General features: G+C 66.1%; 14 protein-coding genes. 2 read left to right on the top strand and 12 right to left on the bottom strand.

The annotated features are described in order from the left end of the window. Positions 1–39 precede the first annotated feature (39 nt). From cyoE to U8L64_RS18905, 4 genes are read right to left on the bottom strand one after another with little or no spacing between them, the layout of a single operon-like run. A complete protein-coding gene (cyoE, locus tag U8L64_RS18920; RefSeq protein ID WP_333398516.1) occupies positions 40–939 on the bottom strand; it encodes a heme o synthase in 900 nt (299 codons plus the stop codon). Positions 940–949: 10 nt separating this feature from the next. Further along, complete coding sequence (locus U8L64_RS18915; RefSeq protein WP_333398514.1) at positions 950–2,002, bottom strand: COX15/CtaA family protein; 1,053 nt, start codon at positions 2,000–2,002, stop codon at positions 950–952. 22 nt (positions 2,003–2,024) lie between these two features. Then, positions 2,025–2,582: a hypothetical protein gene (locus U8L64_RS18910; RefSeq protein WP_043294994.1), complete on the bottom strand. Its 558-nt coding sequence runs from the start codon at positions 2,580–2,582 to the stop codon at positions 2,025–2,027. Continuing rightward, positions 2,557–3,294 (bottom strand): SURF1 family protein, encoded by a 738-nt coding sequence (locus U8L64_RS18905; RefSeq protein ID WP_234303016.1) that lies wholly within the window; start codon positions 3,292–3,294, stop codon positions 2,557–2,559. Before U8L64_RS18905 ends, U8L64_RS18910 begins: the two co-directional genes overlap by 26 nt. A 214-nt stretch (positions 3,295–3,508) precedes the next feature. Here U8L64_RS18905 and U8L64_RS18900 point away from each other — a divergent pair, with 214 nt between their 5' ends. Further along, a complete protein-coding gene (locus U8L64_RS18900; protein WP_043294998.1) occupies positions 3,509–3,712 on the top strand; it encodes a twin transmembrane helix small protein in 204 nt (67 codons plus the stop codon). On the opposite strand, the gene U8L64_RS18895 is transcribed toward U8L64_RS18900, so the two are convergent. The 6 genes from U8L64_RS18895 to U8L64_RS18870 form a co-directional block, all read right to left on the bottom strand. Then, positions 3,709–4,602, bottom strand: coding sequence for a cytochrome c oxidase subunit 3 (locus U8L64_RS18895; RefSeq protein WP_043294999.1), 894 nt, complete (start codon positions 4,600–4,602; stop codon positions 3,709–3,711). The two genes, U8L64_RS18900 and U8L64_RS18895, sit on opposite strands and share 4 nt — an antisense overlap. Further along, on the bottom strand, positions 4,599–5,171 hold the full coding sequence (locus U8L64_RS18890) for a cytochrome c oxidase assembly protein (RefSeq protein ID WP_077682355.1): 573 nt from the start codon (positions 5,169–5,171) through the stop codon (positions 4,599–4,601). Before U8L64_RS18890 ends, U8L64_RS18895 begins: the two co-directional genes overlap by 4 nt. Positions 5,172–5,219: 48 nt before the next feature. Continuing rightward, complete coding sequence (gene ctaD / locus U8L64_RS18885) at positions 5,220–6,848, bottom strand: cytochrome c oxidase subunit I (RefSeq protein ID WP_043295003.1); 1,629 nt, start codon at positions 6,846–6,848, stop codon at positions 5,220–5,222. Between the two features lie 12 nt (positions 6,849–6,860). Then, complete coding sequence (gene coxB / locus U8L64_RS18880) at positions 6,861–7,994, bottom strand: cytochrome c oxidase subunit II (protein ID WP_054094278.1); 1,134 nt, start codon at positions 7,992–7,994, stop codon at positions 6,861–6,863. Between the two features lie 228 nt (positions 7,995–8,222). Then, the gene (locus tag U8L64_RS18875) at positions 8,223–8,486 is read right to left on the bottom strand and encodes a hypothetical protein (RefSeq protein WP_043295005.1); all 264 of its coding nucleotides are present in this window, start codon (positions 8,484–8,486) and stop codon (positions 8,223–8,225) included. Positions 8,487–8,636: 150 nt separating this feature from the next. Beyond that, entirely contained in the window at positions 8,637–9,701 is a 1,065-nt protein-coding gene (locus U8L64_RS18870) for a PA0069 family radical SAM protein (protein WP_054094279.1), read from the bottom strand. Between the two features lie 236 nt (positions 9,702–9,937). On the opposite strand from U8L64_RS18870, the gene U8L64_RS18865 reads away from it, so the two are divergent. Further along, positions 9,938–11,002 carry an acyltransferase family protein gene (locus U8L64_RS18865; protein ID WP_043295009.1) on the top strand — a complete coding sequence of 355 codons (1,065 nt, stop codon included), beginning with the start codon at positions 9,938–9,940 and terminating at the stop codon, positions 11,000–11,002. 826 nt (positions 11,003–11,828) lie between these two features. Here the strand turns inward: U8L64_RS18865 and U8L64_RS18860 are convergent. Both U8L64_RS18860 and prlC read right to left on the bottom strand, forming a co-directional pair. Continuing rightward, entirely contained in the window at positions 11,829–12,107 is a 279-nt protein-coding gene (locus U8L64_RS18860) for a YheV family putative zinc ribbon protein (protein ID WP_043295011.1), read from the bottom strand. Continuing rightward, on the bottom strand, positions 12,104–14,155 hold the full coding sequence (gene prlC, locus U8L64_RS18855) for an oligopeptidase A (protein WP_333398509.1): 2,052 nt from the start codon (positions 14,153–14,155) through the stop codon (positions 12,104–12,106). The genes U8L64_RS18860 and prlC overlap by 4 nt, the downstream gene beginning before the upstream one ends. Positions 14,156–14,254 lie beyond the last annotated feature (99 nt).

Below are 14,254 nucleotides of genomic sequence, written 5' to 3'. Positions count from 1 at the left end.
TCATCCGAACTTGCCTCAACCCACTCACCGCACAGGCCACTAGAAATCGAGCAGCAGATAATGATCAACCAGTAGCGCGATGAACAGCGCGAACAGGTACCAGATGCTGAATTTGAAGGTCTTGATTGCCGCATGTGGCCGGCTGTCGCGGTACAGCGCGATGGCCCAGTAGAGAAAGCGCGCGTCCAGCAACGCCGCGGCGACCAGATACAGCAGGCCGCTCATGTGGATGGCGAACGGCATGAAGCTGACCGCCAGCAGGATCGCGGTGTAGAGCAGGATATGCACCTTGGTGTAGTGCACGCCGTGGGTCACCGGCAGCATCGGAATATTCACCTTGGCGTACTCGGCGCGGCGGTGGATCGCCAGCGCCCAGAAATGTGGTGGCGTCCAGGCGAAGATGATCAGCACCAGCAGCAGGGGTTCGGCGCTGATCTGGCCGGTCACCGCGACCCAGCCGAGCAGCGGCGGCGCGGCGCCGGCCAGGCCGCCGATGACGATGTTCTGCGGCGTGGCGCGCTTGAGAAAGCCGGTGTAGATCACCGCGTAGCCGATCAGCGAGGCGAGCGTCAGCCAGGCCGCCAGCGCATTGGTGAAGGCCAGCAGCAGCGCGAGCCCGGCGACGCCCAATGCCAGCGCAAAGGTCAGCGCGGCGGCAGGTGACACCCGGCCCTCGGCCAGCGGGCGCTTGTGGGTGCGCGCCATCACTGCGTCGATGCGGCGGTCCACCACGTGATTGACCGCCGCCGCGCCGCCGGCGCACAGCGCGATGCCGAGGTTGCCGAACAGCAGCACCGTCCACGGCACGCCGGCACGGGTGGCGAGGAACATGCCGACCAGCGAGGTGATGAGCATCAGCAGCACCACCTTCGGCTTGGTCAACTCCAGGTAGTCGCGCCAGCTGGCCTGGACGCGGCGTTCGCTGAGTACGGTGGCCATGGTGTTCTCCTTATGGTCGGGCGCCTGGCAGGTCGAAGCGACCGGCCGTGGACGTCATCGATGCGGGATGTCGGGCGCGTGCAGGCTGGCGCAGGCGGTAGTTGACCAGCACCAGCACCAGCAGCAGCGCGGTGCCGCCGCCGTTGTGTGCCACCGCGACCGGCAGCGGCAGGTGCAGCACGACGTTGGCGATACCCAGCCCGACCTGCAGCGTCAGCGCGCCGAGCACCAGCGCCGCGAGGCGGCCGAGGCCGTTGCGCCGCAGCAGCGCGGCGAGCGCCAGCAGCACCAGTGTCACGCTCAGTGCGCCGAGCCGGTGGCTGACGTGGATTGCCGTGCGCGCCTCGCCGTAGAGCAGGCCGCCGAGGTAGTTGGGGCCGATGTCGTGATGGGTGAGGTTGAAGGCGTTGGCGAAATCCATCCGTGGCCACCATTCACCGTGGCAGGTGGGAAAATCGGTGCAGGCCACCGCTGCATAGTTGCTGCTGACCCAGCCGCCGAGGGTGATCTGGCCGACCACCAGCAGCAGGGCGAGCGCCGCGAAGGCGCGCAGCCGGCCGTCGACCGCGCCCAGCGGCGGTAGCGCCCCGGACAGGCGCAGGCACAGCAGGAACAACAGGCTCAGGGTGGTGAAGCCGCCCAGCAGGTGCGCGGTGACCACCTGCGGCCACAACTGCAGCGTCACCGTCCACATGCCGAACAGCGCCTGGGCGATCACCACGGCGAGCAGCAGCAACGGCAGCTTCACCGGCTGCCCTGGCTCGTTGCGACGGCGCAGCGCCTGCAGCGCCAGCGCGAGAATCACCAGCCCTAGGCTGCCAGCGAAATAGCGGTGGACCATCTCGTTCCAGCCCTTGTGCACTTCCACCGGCGCATCGGGGAAGCGTTCGGCGGCCAGGCTCTGCGCCTGTTCGCTCATCGGCACGCCGAGAAAACCGTAGCAGCCCGGCCAGTCCGGGCAGCCGAGGCCGGCGTGGGTCAGCCGCGTGTAGGCGCCGAGCAGCACCACCACCACGGCCAGTGCGGTGGCGAACAGGGCAAGGCGGTAACCGGGGCGGGTCATCGGGCGCTCCTTTAAGCCGGCTTCAGCCGATCTGCGAAATCTTCAGCAGGTACTTGAGGTCGTCGAGGATCGCCTTGCCGTCGGCCTTGGCGTCGTAGCGCAGCACCAGATTGCCGTGCGGATCGACGATCCACAGCTGCGGCGCGGCATCGCCGGTCGGCGTCAGCCCGTAGCGCTGCAGCTGCGGGTACTCGCGTGCCAGCCGCTGCTCGGCTTCGGCCGCCAGCGGCTCGCTGCTGGCCAGCGCATGGCCGGCGCGCGCCGCCTCGCGGGCCAGGCCGATGTTGATCTGCCGCGCCAGGTAGACCAGCCGCAGGCAGTCCGCCGCGCAGCCTTGCGGCGCGGTGACCAGCAGCTCCCAGCGTGCCGCGTCCGCCGGCGCCTGCACGCCGATGGCCGCGCGGTTCTGCCCGTCGGCGACCAGCACCCCGTGGTAGCTGCGGCTCTGCGGTACCCAGAAACCGTAGCGGTACATCGCCGAGGCCAGCAGCATCGGTCCCAGCACCACGGCGATGATGAGCAGAAGTTGCAGGCGCCCACGCCCGCGGCGCGGCTCAGTGGCGGTCATGGTCGGATTCATCGGGTTCATGCCGTGCTCCTCGTGCCTGATGCACGCCGAAATAGACGAACAGCGCCAGCAGCGCCGCGGCCAGGGCGAACCACTGCACCGCATAGCCGACGTGCTGCTGCGGACTCATGCTGGTTACCGGCCAGTCCGCGCGGTAGGCGCTCGGGCCGGGCTCCAGGCGCAGTTCTTGGGCCACGCCGTCGCGGCCGAGCAGCGCCCACAGCGCCGGAACATCGACGTGGCTGATCAGCCGCGGCCAGCCCTCGGCCATGCGCTCGCTGAAGACGAACGGTTTGCCCGGCGGCACGTACAGCCAGGCGGCGAGCTTGAGGGGCTGCTGCGGTGTGTCGAACTGCGGGGCGATGCGCCGGTCCGGCCAGGGCAGCCAGCCGCGGTTGATCAGCAGCCAGCGACCGCTGGGTTCGTCGTAGAAGGGCTGCAGCAGCTCCACGCCGACCTGGCCGTCGCGCGTGCGGCTGTCGAGCAGAAAGCTGTGCGCGGCATCGAAGCGCCCCTGCAAGTACACGCGCGCGTAGGCCTGCCCGGCGCTGCCGTCGAGCTGCTCCGGTGTTAGCGGCGCGGCCTCCTGGCGGGCCTGCTGGCGCTCCAGCAGCTCGCGCTTCTGCTCGCTGCGTTCCAGCTGCCAGAAGCCCAGCCAGACCAGCAGCGGCAGCAGCGCCAACACCAGCAGGGTCGGCAGCAGCCCCGGGCGGAAGCGGCTCATGGCCGGCACCCTGGAATGTCGATATGGCTGGCTATACTCCACCCCCACTCCCCCCCATCTAGGGCAGCTCTAAAAACTACCTGCGTTGCCATCGCAGCGTTGGAAACAGGCTCAAAATGCTCATTTACAACTCGTAAACTGCGCTTTTTCGCCTGTTTCCGCCTTGCGCTGGCTGCCTCGTCTACGTTTTTAGAGGTGCCCTCTGGAATCGCTCATGCTCAAGACGGCGATCGTCCTGTCGTTAGTGGCCACGCTGGTCAGTCTGTTCAGTGGCCTGTTCTTCCTGGTGCGCGACGAGGGGCGCCGCTCTCGCGTGATCGCGGCGCTGTTCGTGCGCGTCTGCCTGGCTGCGCTGACCGTTGCGCTGATCGCCTGGGGCTTCTGGTCCGGCGAACTGCGCCCGGGGCTGGCTTCCTAGATCACGTAGACGAAGACGAACAGGCCGATCCACACCACGTCGACGAAGTGCCAGTACCAGCTCGCCGCCTCGAAGCCGAAGTGGTGTTCGGCACTGAAATGCCCGCGCAGGATGCGGATCAGCATCACCGTGAGGATGATCGCGCCCATGGTCACGTGCGCGCCGTGGAAGCCGGTGAGCATGAAGAACGTCGCACCGTAGATGCCCGAGCCGAGCGTCAGCCCCAGCTCGTTGTAGGCGTGGATGTATTCCTCGGCCTGCAGGATCAGGAAGGCCACGCCGAGCAGCACCGTAACCGCCAGACCGATCTTCAGCTGCTGGCGATTGTTCTTGCGCAGCGCGTGGTGCGCCCAGGTCAGGGTGAAGCTGGAGGACACCAGCAGGATGGTGTTGACCAGCGGCAGACCCCAGGCGCTGATGGTGCCTTCCGGCGCCGGATAGAGCTTGGGATCGGGATTGTTCAGCAGCGGCCAGCTGTACTCGAAGCCCGGCCACAGCATGTTGCTGACGCCCTTGTCACCTTCACCGCCGAGCCAGGGGCCGACCCAGTAGCGCACGTAGAACAGCGCGCCGAAGAAGGCCAGGAAGAACATCACCTCGGAGAAGATGAACCAGCTCATGCCCCAGCGGAACGAGCGGTCCATCTGCGCGCTGTACAGCCCGGCGCGGCTCTCCTTCACCACCGCGCCGAACCAGCCGAACATCATGTAGGCGATCAGCAGCGCGCCGATGAAGAAGATCAGCGGGCCGCTGGATTCGGCGCGCTCGGCCTTCAGGTCGTTGAACCAGGTGCCCAGGCCGAAGAAGGTGACCAGCAGGGCGATGGTGGCGACGATCGGCCATTTGCTCTGCGCCGGGACGTAGTACTGCTCGTGGGTCTGGGTGCTCATTGCAGACTCTCCTTGGCCGCGGCCGTCGCCAGGGCGGCGACCGGTGGCTGGCGGGACGTGATGTCGAACAGCGTGTAGGCGAGGGTCAGGTGGCGCACATCGGCCGGCAGGTCGCGATCGACGATGAAGCGCACCGGCATCTCGATGCGCTCGCCCGGCTGCAGCACCTGCTGGGTGAAGCAGAAGCATTCGGTCTTGTGGAAGAACGCCGCGGCCTTCGACGGCGAGACGCTCGGCACCGCCTGGGCGGTCATCGGCTTGTCCGTCGGGTTGAAGGCGACGAAGCGGATTTCCTGGCTGGCGCCCGGATGCACCTCCACCTGCGCGGCCAGCGGCTGGAACTCCCAGGCCATGCCTGCGGCGTTGGTGGCGAGGAACTGCACGCGCACCTGGCGCGCCGCATCCACCGTCTGCGTGCCGTCATAGGCGCCGGCGGTCTTGCCGTTGATGCCGAACGCCTGGCACATCACGTCGTAGATCGGCACCAGGGCGAAGCCGAAGGCGAACATCGCCGCCACCACCAGCAACAGGCGGCGAACCAGACGCGCAGTGGGCAGTGACTCGCTCATCGGCGGCTCCTCGGCAGGCGCCGCCCGCGTGGGCGGCCGGCGGCTGCGCTAGTCATGCTTGGGTCCCGTGCGGTGCTCGTGCAGGGTGTCCATGTCCGGCGGCGTGGTGAAGGTGTGGTAGGGCGCCGGCGACGGCACGCTCCATTCCAGCCCTTCGGCGCCGTCCCACGGCTTGGCCGGGGCCGGCACGCCGCCGCGGATGCACTTGATGACGATGAACAGGAACAACAGCTGGGTGGCGCCGAACATGAAGGCACCGATGCTCGACACCATGTTGAAGTTGGCGAACATCATGTTGTAGTCGGGAATGCGCCGCGGCATGCCGGCCAGGCCGACGAAATGCATGGGGAAGAACGCCAGGTTCATGCCGACGAAGCTCATCCAGAAGTGCAGCTTGGCCAGCGTCTCGTCGTACATGTGGCCGGTCCACTTCGGCAGCCAGTAGTAGGCCGAGGCGAAGATGCCGAAGATCGCGCCGGGCACCAGCACGTAATGGAAGTGCGCCACCACGAAGTAGGTGTCGTGGTACTGGAAGTCCGCCGGGGCGATGGCCAGCATCAGCCCGGAGAAGCCGCCGATGCTGAACAGGATGACGAACGCCACGGCGAACAGCATCGGCGCCTCGAATGTCAGCGAGCCGCGCCACATCGTCGACACCCAGTTGAACACCTTCACGCCGGTGGGCACGGCGATCAGCATGGTGGCGTACATGAAGAACAGCTCGCCGGTCAGCGGGATGCCGACGGTGAACATGTGGTGCGCCCAGACGATGAACGAGAGGAAGGCGATGGCGCCGGTGGCGTAGACCATCGAGGTGTAGCCGAACAGCGGCTTGCGGCTGAATGCCGGGATGATCGAGCTGATCGCGCCGAACGCCGGCAGGATCATGATGTACACCTCGGGGTGGCCGAAGAACCAGAACACGTGCTGGAACAGCACCGGATCGCCACCGCCGGCGGCGCTGAAGAAGCTGGTGCCGAAGTGGATGTCCATCAGCATCATGGTCACCACGCCGGCCAGTACCGGCATCACCGCGATCAGCAGGAAGGCGGTGATCAGCCAGGTCCAGACGAACAGCGGCATCTTCATCAGCGTCATGCCGGGTGCGCGCAGGTTGAGCACGGTGGCGATGACGTTGATCGCCCCCATGATCGAGCTGATGCCCATCAGGTGGATGGCGAAGATGAAGAAGGTCACCGATTCCGGCGCGTAGGTGGTGGACAGGGGCGCGTAAAAGGTCCAGCCGAAGTTCGGCCCGCCGCCCTCCATGAACAGCGTCGACACCAGCAGGCCGAAGGCCGCCGGCAGCAGCCAGAAGCTGAAGTTGTTCATCCGCGGCAGGGCCATGTCCGGCGCGCCGATCATCAGCGGGATCATCCAGTTGGCCAGGCCGACGAAGGCCGGCATCACCGCGCCGAACACCATCACCAGGCCGTGCATGGTGGTCATCTGGTTGAAGAACTCCGGCTGCACGATCTGCAGGCCCGGCTGGAACAGCTCGGCGCGGATCACCATGGCGAAGGTGCCGCCGAGCAGGAAGGCGCAGAAGCTGAACCACAGGTACATCGAGCCGATGTCCTTGTGGTTGGTGGTCAGCAGCCAGCGCGAGAGGCCCTTGGCCGGGCCGTGGTGGTGGTCATGCCCGGCATGCCCATGATCGTCGATCACTGCACTCATCAGCCTGTCCTCTTACTGGGTGGCTTCTTCGGCCTGTTTGAAATCCAGCACGTCTTTCGGCGTGACCATGTCGCCCTTGGCGTTGCCCCAGGCGTTGCGCTCGTAGGTGATGACCGCGGCCAGATCGACTTCCGAAAGCTGCTTGCCGAACGCCGCCATGGCGGTGCCCGGCTTGCCGTTGACGACGATGTTGATGTGGCCACCGGCCTCGCCGGTGGCGATGGCCGAGCCCTTGAGCGCCGGAAACATCGGCGGCAGGCCCTCGCCGGTCGGCTGGTGGCAGGAGGCGCAGTTGGTCTGGTAGACCTTCTCGCCGCGCGCGGAGAGTTCTTCGAGCGTCCACTCCTTGCCGGTCAGTTCCTTGAGCTTGGCGGCCTCGGCCTTGCGCTCGGCCATCCAGGCGGCGTAGTCCTCCTGCGATTTGACCTCCACCACCACCGGCATGAAACCGTGGTCCTTGCCGCACAGCTCGGTGCACTGCCCACGGTAGATGCCGGGCTGCTCGACTCGGGTCCAGGATTCGTTGACGAAGCCGGGAATGGCGTCCTTCTTCACCGCCAGGTCCGGCACCCACCAGGAATGGATCACGTCCGCCGCGGTGACCAGGAAGCGCACCTTGGCACCGGCCGGGATGACCAGCGGCTGGTCGACTTCCAGCAGGTAGTGCTCGCCCTTGGGCGCCTGGTTGTTGATCTGCTCGCGCGGCGTGGTGAGGTTGCTGAAGAACTCCACGTCCTCGCCCAGGTACTTGTAGTGCCACTTCCACTGGTAGCCGGTGATCTGCACATCGACGTCCGATTCGCTGGAGTCGTAGATGTGGATCAGCGTGCGCGTGGCCGGGACCGCCATGCCGATCAGGATCAGCAGCGGAATGATCGTCCAGAGCGCCTCGACCTTGGTGTTTTCGTGGAAGTTGGCCGACTCCTGCCGGCGTGAGCGACGATGCGCGATCATCGAATAGATCATCACGCCGAACACCAGCGCGCCGATGACCACGCAGATCCAGAAGATCGCCATATGCAGGTCGAATACCGAGCGACTGACCTCCGTCGCCCCCGAGCGCATGTTCACGTCCCAGGCCGCTTGCGCCTGGCTGACGAGCGTCGATAGTCCAAGCCCCATCCAGATGCATGGATGTCGAGACATTGCGGGTTCCCCTTATGATTCTTGTTATCCCGCCGACTGCCATCGCCACCGCCGAAAATCGTCTGGCCGGAATCGTTCCGGGATGCCAGCTACGTTTTCGATCAGCCCGATTTTGCCGCCGCACCACCGCTATGAAGCGGTGGCTACGCCGGCGCCTGCACGCGCAGTCGGAACTTCAATCAGGTACGCCTACGAACGGAGTATAGACAGCCATTCCTGACTGGCAATTCAGACATCGGAAGCGTCTGCCACGCGGGTTGTGGGCGCATCGTTCTTCTTCACTCCACGCAAGTTCATCAGTGCCAGACAGACCTGCAGCACGATCAGCGCCCACGCCTGGGCGTGCCAGCCCCAGATCACCCAGAGCAGATTGCTCAGCAGAAAACAGCAGAAACCGATGAAGCGCCGCCCCGGGCGCAGCGAGCCGATCAGCCAGGCAGCGATCACCGTGACGAGCATGGCCGGCCATTGCAGCAGATCGATCCAGTCCACAGCCCACTCCGATACGGGGATACAGGAATTGGTGCGGCAGCAGCGCCAGTTAGTTCCTCGCCGCCTGGCCCGCGGACGCTGCGTAGGGTGGAAAACCGCGCAGCGTTTTCCACGCGTCCGTCGGCATCTGCGCGCTGCCGGGGCACGCCGTCAAAGCAGATTCATCTGCCGGCCGGGCGGGGCGAAACGGCTGCAATCCAGACCATGGTTCTGCTCGCGGCGGTTGAAGCCCAGGCGCCGGCAGGCCAGGCGGAAGCGCTGCGCCAGCAGCTCGGCGAACTGGCCTTCGCCGCGCATGCGGCTGCCGAAACGGCTGTCGTTGCTGCGGCCGCCACGCGACTGGCGCACCAGGCTCATCACATGCGCGGCGCGCTGCGGGAAGTGCTCGGCCAGCCAGGCCTCGAACAGCTCTGCCAGCTCGTGCGGCAGACGCAGCAGGACGTAGCCGGCCGACGCCGCGCCGGCGCCGCGGGCGGCTTCGAGCAGGTGTTCCAGCTCCATATCGTTGATCATCGGGATCATCGGCGCGCACATCACGCTGACCGGCACGCCGGCCTCGTGCAGCGTGCGCAGCACCCGCAGGCGCGCCGCCGGCGAGGCCGCGCGCGGCTCCATGATGCGTTTGAGTTCGTCGTCCAGCGTGGTGAGGCTGACCGACACGCTGACCAGCCGCTGCTCGGCCAGTGGCACCAGCAGGTCGAGGTCGCGCAGCACCAGCGAACCCTTGGTGATGATGTGCACCGGATGGCGGTAGCGCAGCAGGATCTCCAGCGCCTGGCGCGTCAGCCGCTGCTCGCGCTCCAGCGGCTGATAGGCGTCGGTGTTCACCCCCAGGGCGATCGGCTGCGGCACATAACCCGGCTTGCTCAGCTCCGCCTCCAGGCGCTCGGCAAGGTTGGTCTTGGCAATCAGCTTCGTCTCGAAATCGATACCCGGCGACAGGTCCCAGTAGGCATGGCTGGGCCGCGCGAAACAGTAGATGCAGCCGTGCTCGCAGCCGCGATAGGGGTTCACCGAGCGGTCGAAGCCGACATCCGGCGACTGATTGCGTGTCAGCACCGACTTGGCGATCTCCCGGCGCACCTCGGTGGCGCGTGTCGGCGGCACGTCCTGCTGCCAGCCGTCATCGTAGGCCTCGCTGCGTGTCGGCGCGAAACGGTTGTCGGGATTGATCGCGGTTCCGCGACCGCGGGGTGTCTGAGGCAAGCCGGGCATGAGGATCGAGCCTGTTACTGTTTATTCGTACAGTATTTTACTCGAGCAGCAGCCTGCTAGCGCGATCCGATCGACGGTGCGATGACCACCGGTCATCCGCTCCGGGAACATTTGCGCCGCGCCCGGGACAAACCAGTCTGGTCGGATTCCACAGGGATGCCGGTACGCGTACCGGCCCGGCAGTACCGGCCAGGCCTCTTCAATTCCATCGGCTGCCGACACCTCAGGAGCAGACCATGCAGACCTCCTTCCACACGCGGGAGAACAACTTCGACTTCCTGCGCTTCTTCGCCGCGGCGCTGGTGCTGTTCGCCCACAGTTATCCGCTGGTCGGGCGGCGCGGTGACGAGCCGCTGACCGTGCTGACCGGCTACGAGAAGGGCGGCTCGATCGCGGTCGGCATCTTCTTCGTCATGAGCGGCTACCTGATCGCCTCGTCCTGGCTGGCCAGCAGCAGTCCGCAGAGCTTCCTGCTCAAGCGCGCACTGCGCATCTTCCCGGCGCTGATCGTCGCGGTGCTGCTGACCACCTTCGTTCTCGGCCCGCTGGTCACGCAGTTCGACCTTGCTCGCTACCTCGCCGCGGACGGCACCTGGACCTACCTGCAGAACATCCTGCTGGTGACCCGTTTCGAGTTGCCCGGGGTATTCGACGGCAACATCTACCCGGACGTGGTCAACGGTTCGCTGTGGACGTTGCCGCTGGAAGTGTTGATGTACATCGGCGTGATGATCCTCGGGCTGACCGGCTTCCTCACGCGCCGGCGGATCTTCCTGCCGATCGCCGTGCTCGCCGTCGGGCATTTCTGGCTGCTGGGCAAGCTGGGCATCGATTCGTACTTCATCAAGAACATCTTCAAGCTCGGGCTGCTCTACTACACGGGCTCGGCGCTGTTCCTCTACCGCGACGACGTGCCCTGGCGCGGCTGGATCGCGGCGCTGCTGTTCGCCGCGCTGGTGGCGACTTTCCGGACCGACATCGGACAGCTGGTGTACTTCGTCGCGCTGCCGTATCTGGTGCTCTACCTGGCGTACGCGCCGCTGCCGTGGGTGTCGCGCTTCGGCAAGTACGGCGACTTTTCCTATGGGCTGTACATCTACGCGTTTCCGTTCCAGCAGCTGGCGGTCTACCTGTTCGGTCCGCAGATCGGTGTCGTCGGTCTGTCGCTGATTGCGTTGGTGCCGACGCTGATCTGCGCGGCGCTGTCCTGGCACCTGGTCGAGGCGCCGGCGATGAAGCTCAAGCGCCTGTTTGCCCGCGCGCCGCAGCCGGGGCGGGCGGCACGGGGCAGCGAGGGCTGATCCGGCGGCCCCAAGGGTCATCGCGCTTTCCCTGAAAAAGCAAAGATTGGCGGTATTGGGCTGGCAGAACTGGGTGGTCTGCCTGCTCGTTTAGGTTTGTGGTCTGGAGATCAGGGCCATTACCGCGTGAGATGGTGGTTCTGGTTTCGGCCACCCGGCCGAGTCACTTTCTCTTTGCTCGCGCGAAAGAGAAAGTGACCAAAGAGAAAGCGCGCCCGACATCCGGGTCTGGCCTGCGACCAGACTTCCCTCGCTCCGGCGCCGCTCCGGGGGCACGTCACGAAGGGACGTCCCTGTCCCTTCGTGACTCGCTCGGCGTCCTGCCTCGCGTCCCCCTGCGCGACACCTCTACTCGGCCTCCTGACGGGATCGGAGCCCGAGTCGCCTGAAGGTTTTTCGTTGTTGCTTTGGCTTTTAGCTGCACGGGCTTTCAGGCGGCACCAACCGCCCCTTTCAGGAGGGTAAGTGGAATCGTTGCGTAAGGGAGCGAGCCGCATGGATGCGGCGAGAGGCTTAAAGGGCCAAGGATGGCCCTTGTAAGCCGGCCCCCTTGAAGCGGCGATGGAACGAACGGACCCTGCGCGAAGCGCAGGGCCGGATGCAGGGGCAAGCGGTTTTGGTTACTTTTGTCGGGGCCGGCCGTCCGGCGACTGGCAAAAGTGACTCGCCCAGCAGGGCGAAACCAAGCTTTCAAGCGACTCTGCCGACCGGCGTGACTGCAACGTGCCCAGCAATGCCCGAAAACTGGCAGTTCGCCCCAAACATGAATGAGAAGAAAACAAAAGCCCGCCATTTGGCGGGCTTTTTTTGGTTTAACCGAGCCGCATCACTCGGGCTTCTTCAACTTCGGATTCGGGAAGAACTGCACCGACTGCACCTGCGGATTGGCCGCCTTGGGTTGCACGCGGTTGACCCGCGTACCCAGCTCCAGCGGCACCGACTGGCCCTGGGCGTTGAGGATATCGGCATAGCCGCAGACCACGCATTCGCGGTGCGGCACGCCGTCGACATCCCACATCTTGATGCAGTCGCTGGCGCTGCACGCCGGGCACACGGCTCCGGCGATGAAGCGCTTGGTGGTGATTCGGGATACGTCGTTGCTCATGCCGCGGCCTCCGCTACCAGCCCGAGGTGGCGCAGCAGGGCGTCTATAGACGGCTCGCGGCCTCGGAAATCGACGAACAGTACCATCGGCTCCTGCGAGCCGCCACGGGCGAGGATCGCTTCGCGGAAGGCGCGGCCGGTCTCGGCGTTGAACACGCCTTCTTCCTCGAAGCGCGAGAAGGCGTCAGACGACAGCACCTCGGCCCACTTGTAGCTGTAGTAACCGGCCGCGTAACCGCCAGCGAAGATGTGCGCGAAGCTGTTGGGGAAGCGGTTGTAGGCCGGCGGCTGCATCACCGAGACCTCGTCGCGGATGTGTTCGAGCACCTCCAGCACGCTGCGGCCGTCGCCGTGGGTGGCGTGCAGCTCGAAGTCGAACAGGGAAAACTCCAGCTGGCGCGCCATCATCATGCCGGACTGGAAGTTCTTCGCCGCCAGCATGCGGTCCAGCTTGTCCTGCGGCAGGCGTTCGCCGGTCTGGTAGTGGCCGGAGATGTGCGCCAGGCCTTCGGGGTCCCAGCACCAGTTCTCCATGAACTGGCTCGGCAGCTCCACCGCATCCCAGGCCACGCCGTTGATGCCCGAGGCGCCGGCGTGCTCGACCTGGGTGAGCAGGTGATGCAGGCCGTGGCCGAATTCGTGGAACAGCGTGGTGACCTCATCATGGGTCAGCAGCGCCGGGCGCTCGCCCACCGGCGGAGTGAAGTTGCAGACCAGGTTGGCCACTGGCGTCTGCAGCGTGCCGGCGGCGGTGCGGCGCTTGTCGCGGGCACCATCCATCCAGGCGCCGCCGCGCTTGTTCGGCCGCGCGTAGAGGTCGAAGAAGAAACGCCCGATGTGCTCGCCGTGCTCGCTGATCTCGAACAGGCGCACGTCCGGGTGCCAGCGCTCGAAGCCCTCCAGCTCGCGGATCTCGATGCCGTACAGGCGCTGGACGATGGCGAACAGGCCGGAGAGCACCTTGTCGATCGGGAAGTACTCGCGCAGCTCCTCCTGGTTCAGGCTGTAGCGGCTCTGGCGCAGCTTCTCGGCGTAGTAGCCCAGATCCCAGCTCTGCAGGTCGTCCAGCCCCTGCTCGGCGGCGAAGGCGCGCAGTTCGGCCAGGTCGCGCGCGGCGAACGGCTTGCTGCGCACCGCCAGGTCGCGCAGGAAGCTCAGCACCTGCTCGGTGGATTCGGCCATCTTGGTCGCCAGCGACAGCTCGGCGAAGTTGCCGTAGCCCAGCAGCTGCGCGAGTTCGTGGCGCAGCGTGAGGATTTCTTCCATCACCGGGCCGTTGTCGAACTGCCCGGCGTTCGGCCCCTGATCGGAGGCGCGGGTGGAGTAGGCGGCGTAAACCTCCTCGCGCAGGCCACGATCGTCGGCGTAGGTCATCACCGCGTAGTAGCTGGGGAATTCCAGACTGATCAACCAGCCGTCGAGGTTCCTGGCCTTGGCTGCCTCGGCCATCTGCGCCTTGGCCGAGTCGGGGATGCCGGCCAGCAGGCTTTCGTCGGTGATGTGGCGGGTCCAGGCCTGGGTGGCGTCCAGCAGCTGGTTGGAGAAGCGGCTGCCCAGCTCGGCGAGCTTCATCTGGATTTCACCGAAGCGCTGCTGCTCGACCGGCGGCAGATCGATGCCGGACAGGCGGAAGTCGCGCAGCGCGTGGTCGAGAATGGTCTTCTGCGCCACCTCGTAGCCGGCCGCTTCCGGGCGCTGGGCCAGCGCCTGGTACGCCTCGAACAGCGCGCGGTTCTGCCCGAGTTCCGTCCAGTAGGCCGACAGCTTGGGCAGGCAGGCCTCGTAGGCGGCGCGCAGTTCCGGGCTGTTACACACTGCGTTGAGATGGCCGACGGGCCCCCAGGCGCGGCCGAGGCGGTCGTTCAGCTCGTCGAGGCCGACCACCAGGGTTTGCCAGTCGAGGCTTTCGGCCGGACGGCTGAGCAGCTCCAGGATCGCCACGCGGTTGTCGCCGAGGATGCTGTCGATGGCCGGTTCGACGTGCTCCGGGCGGATGGCGGAATAGGGCGGCAGGTCGAAGTCTTGCAGCAGGGGATTGTTCGCGCTCACGGGACACCTTGGATCGAAGAGGGTAGAACTCAGACCACACCGGCCGGGCGATGCTCCGGGCGTGCGGCGGCGGCAATGCCGGCCATCTTAATTACAATC

The organism is Pseudomonas sp. FIP_A4, from assembly GCF_036701605.1.
GTDB classification, from domain to species: Bacteria; Pseudomonadota; Gammaproteobacteria; order Pseudomonadales; family Pseudomonadaceae; genus Stutzerimonas; species Stutzerimonas phenolilytica.
This window is presented reverse-complemented; position numbering and strand designations above follow the sequence as displayed.

Coding starts and splice junctions, on each gene's coding strand:
- U8L64_RS18895 (WP_043294999.1), bottom strand. CDS start 4,602: ATGAGCACCCAGACCCACGAGCAGTACTACGTCCCGGCGCAGAGCAAA.
- U8L64_RS18860 (WP_043295011.1), bottom strand. CDS start 12,107: ATGAGCAACGACGTATCCCGAATCACCACCAAGCGCTTCATCGCCGGA.
- U8L64_RS18910 (WP_043294994.1), bottom strand. CDS start 2,582: ATGAATCCGACCATGACCGCCACTGAGCCGCGCCGCGGGCGTGGGCGC.
- U8L64_RS18865 (WP_043295009.1), top strand. CDS start 9,938: ATGCAGACCTCCTTCCACACGCGGGAGAACAACTTCGACTTCCTGCGC.
- cyoE (WP_333398516.1), bottom strand. CDS start 939: ATGGCCACCGTACTCAGCGAACGCCGCGTCCAGGCCAGCTGGCGCGAC.
- U8L64_RS18900 (WP_043294998.1), top strand. CDS start 3,509: ATGCTCAAGACGGCGATCGTCCTGTCGTTAGTGGCCACGCTGGTCAGT.
- U8L64_RS18890 (WP_077682355.1), bottom strand. CDS start 5,171: ATGAGCGAGTCACTGCCCACTGCGCGTCTGGTTCGCCGCCTGTTGCTG.
- coxB (WP_054094278.1), bottom strand. CDS start 7,994: ATGTCTCGACATCCATGCATCTGGATGGGGCTTGGACTATCGACGCTC.
- ctaD (WP_043295003.1), bottom strand. CDS start 6,848: ATGAGTGCAGTGATCGACGATCATGGGCATGCCGGGCATGACCACCAC.
- U8L64_RS18915 (WP_333398514.1), bottom strand. CDS start 2,002: ATGACCCGCCCCGGTTACCGCCTTGCCCTGTTCGCCACCGCACTGGCC.
- U8L64_RS18905 (WP_234303016.1), bottom strand. CDS start 3,294: ATGAGCCGCTTCCGCCCGGGGCTGCTGCCGACCCTGCTGGTGTTGGCG.
- U8L64_RS18870 (WP_054094279.1), bottom strand. CDS start 9,701: ATGCCCGGCTTGCCTCAGACACCCCGCGGTCGCGGAACCGCGATCAAT.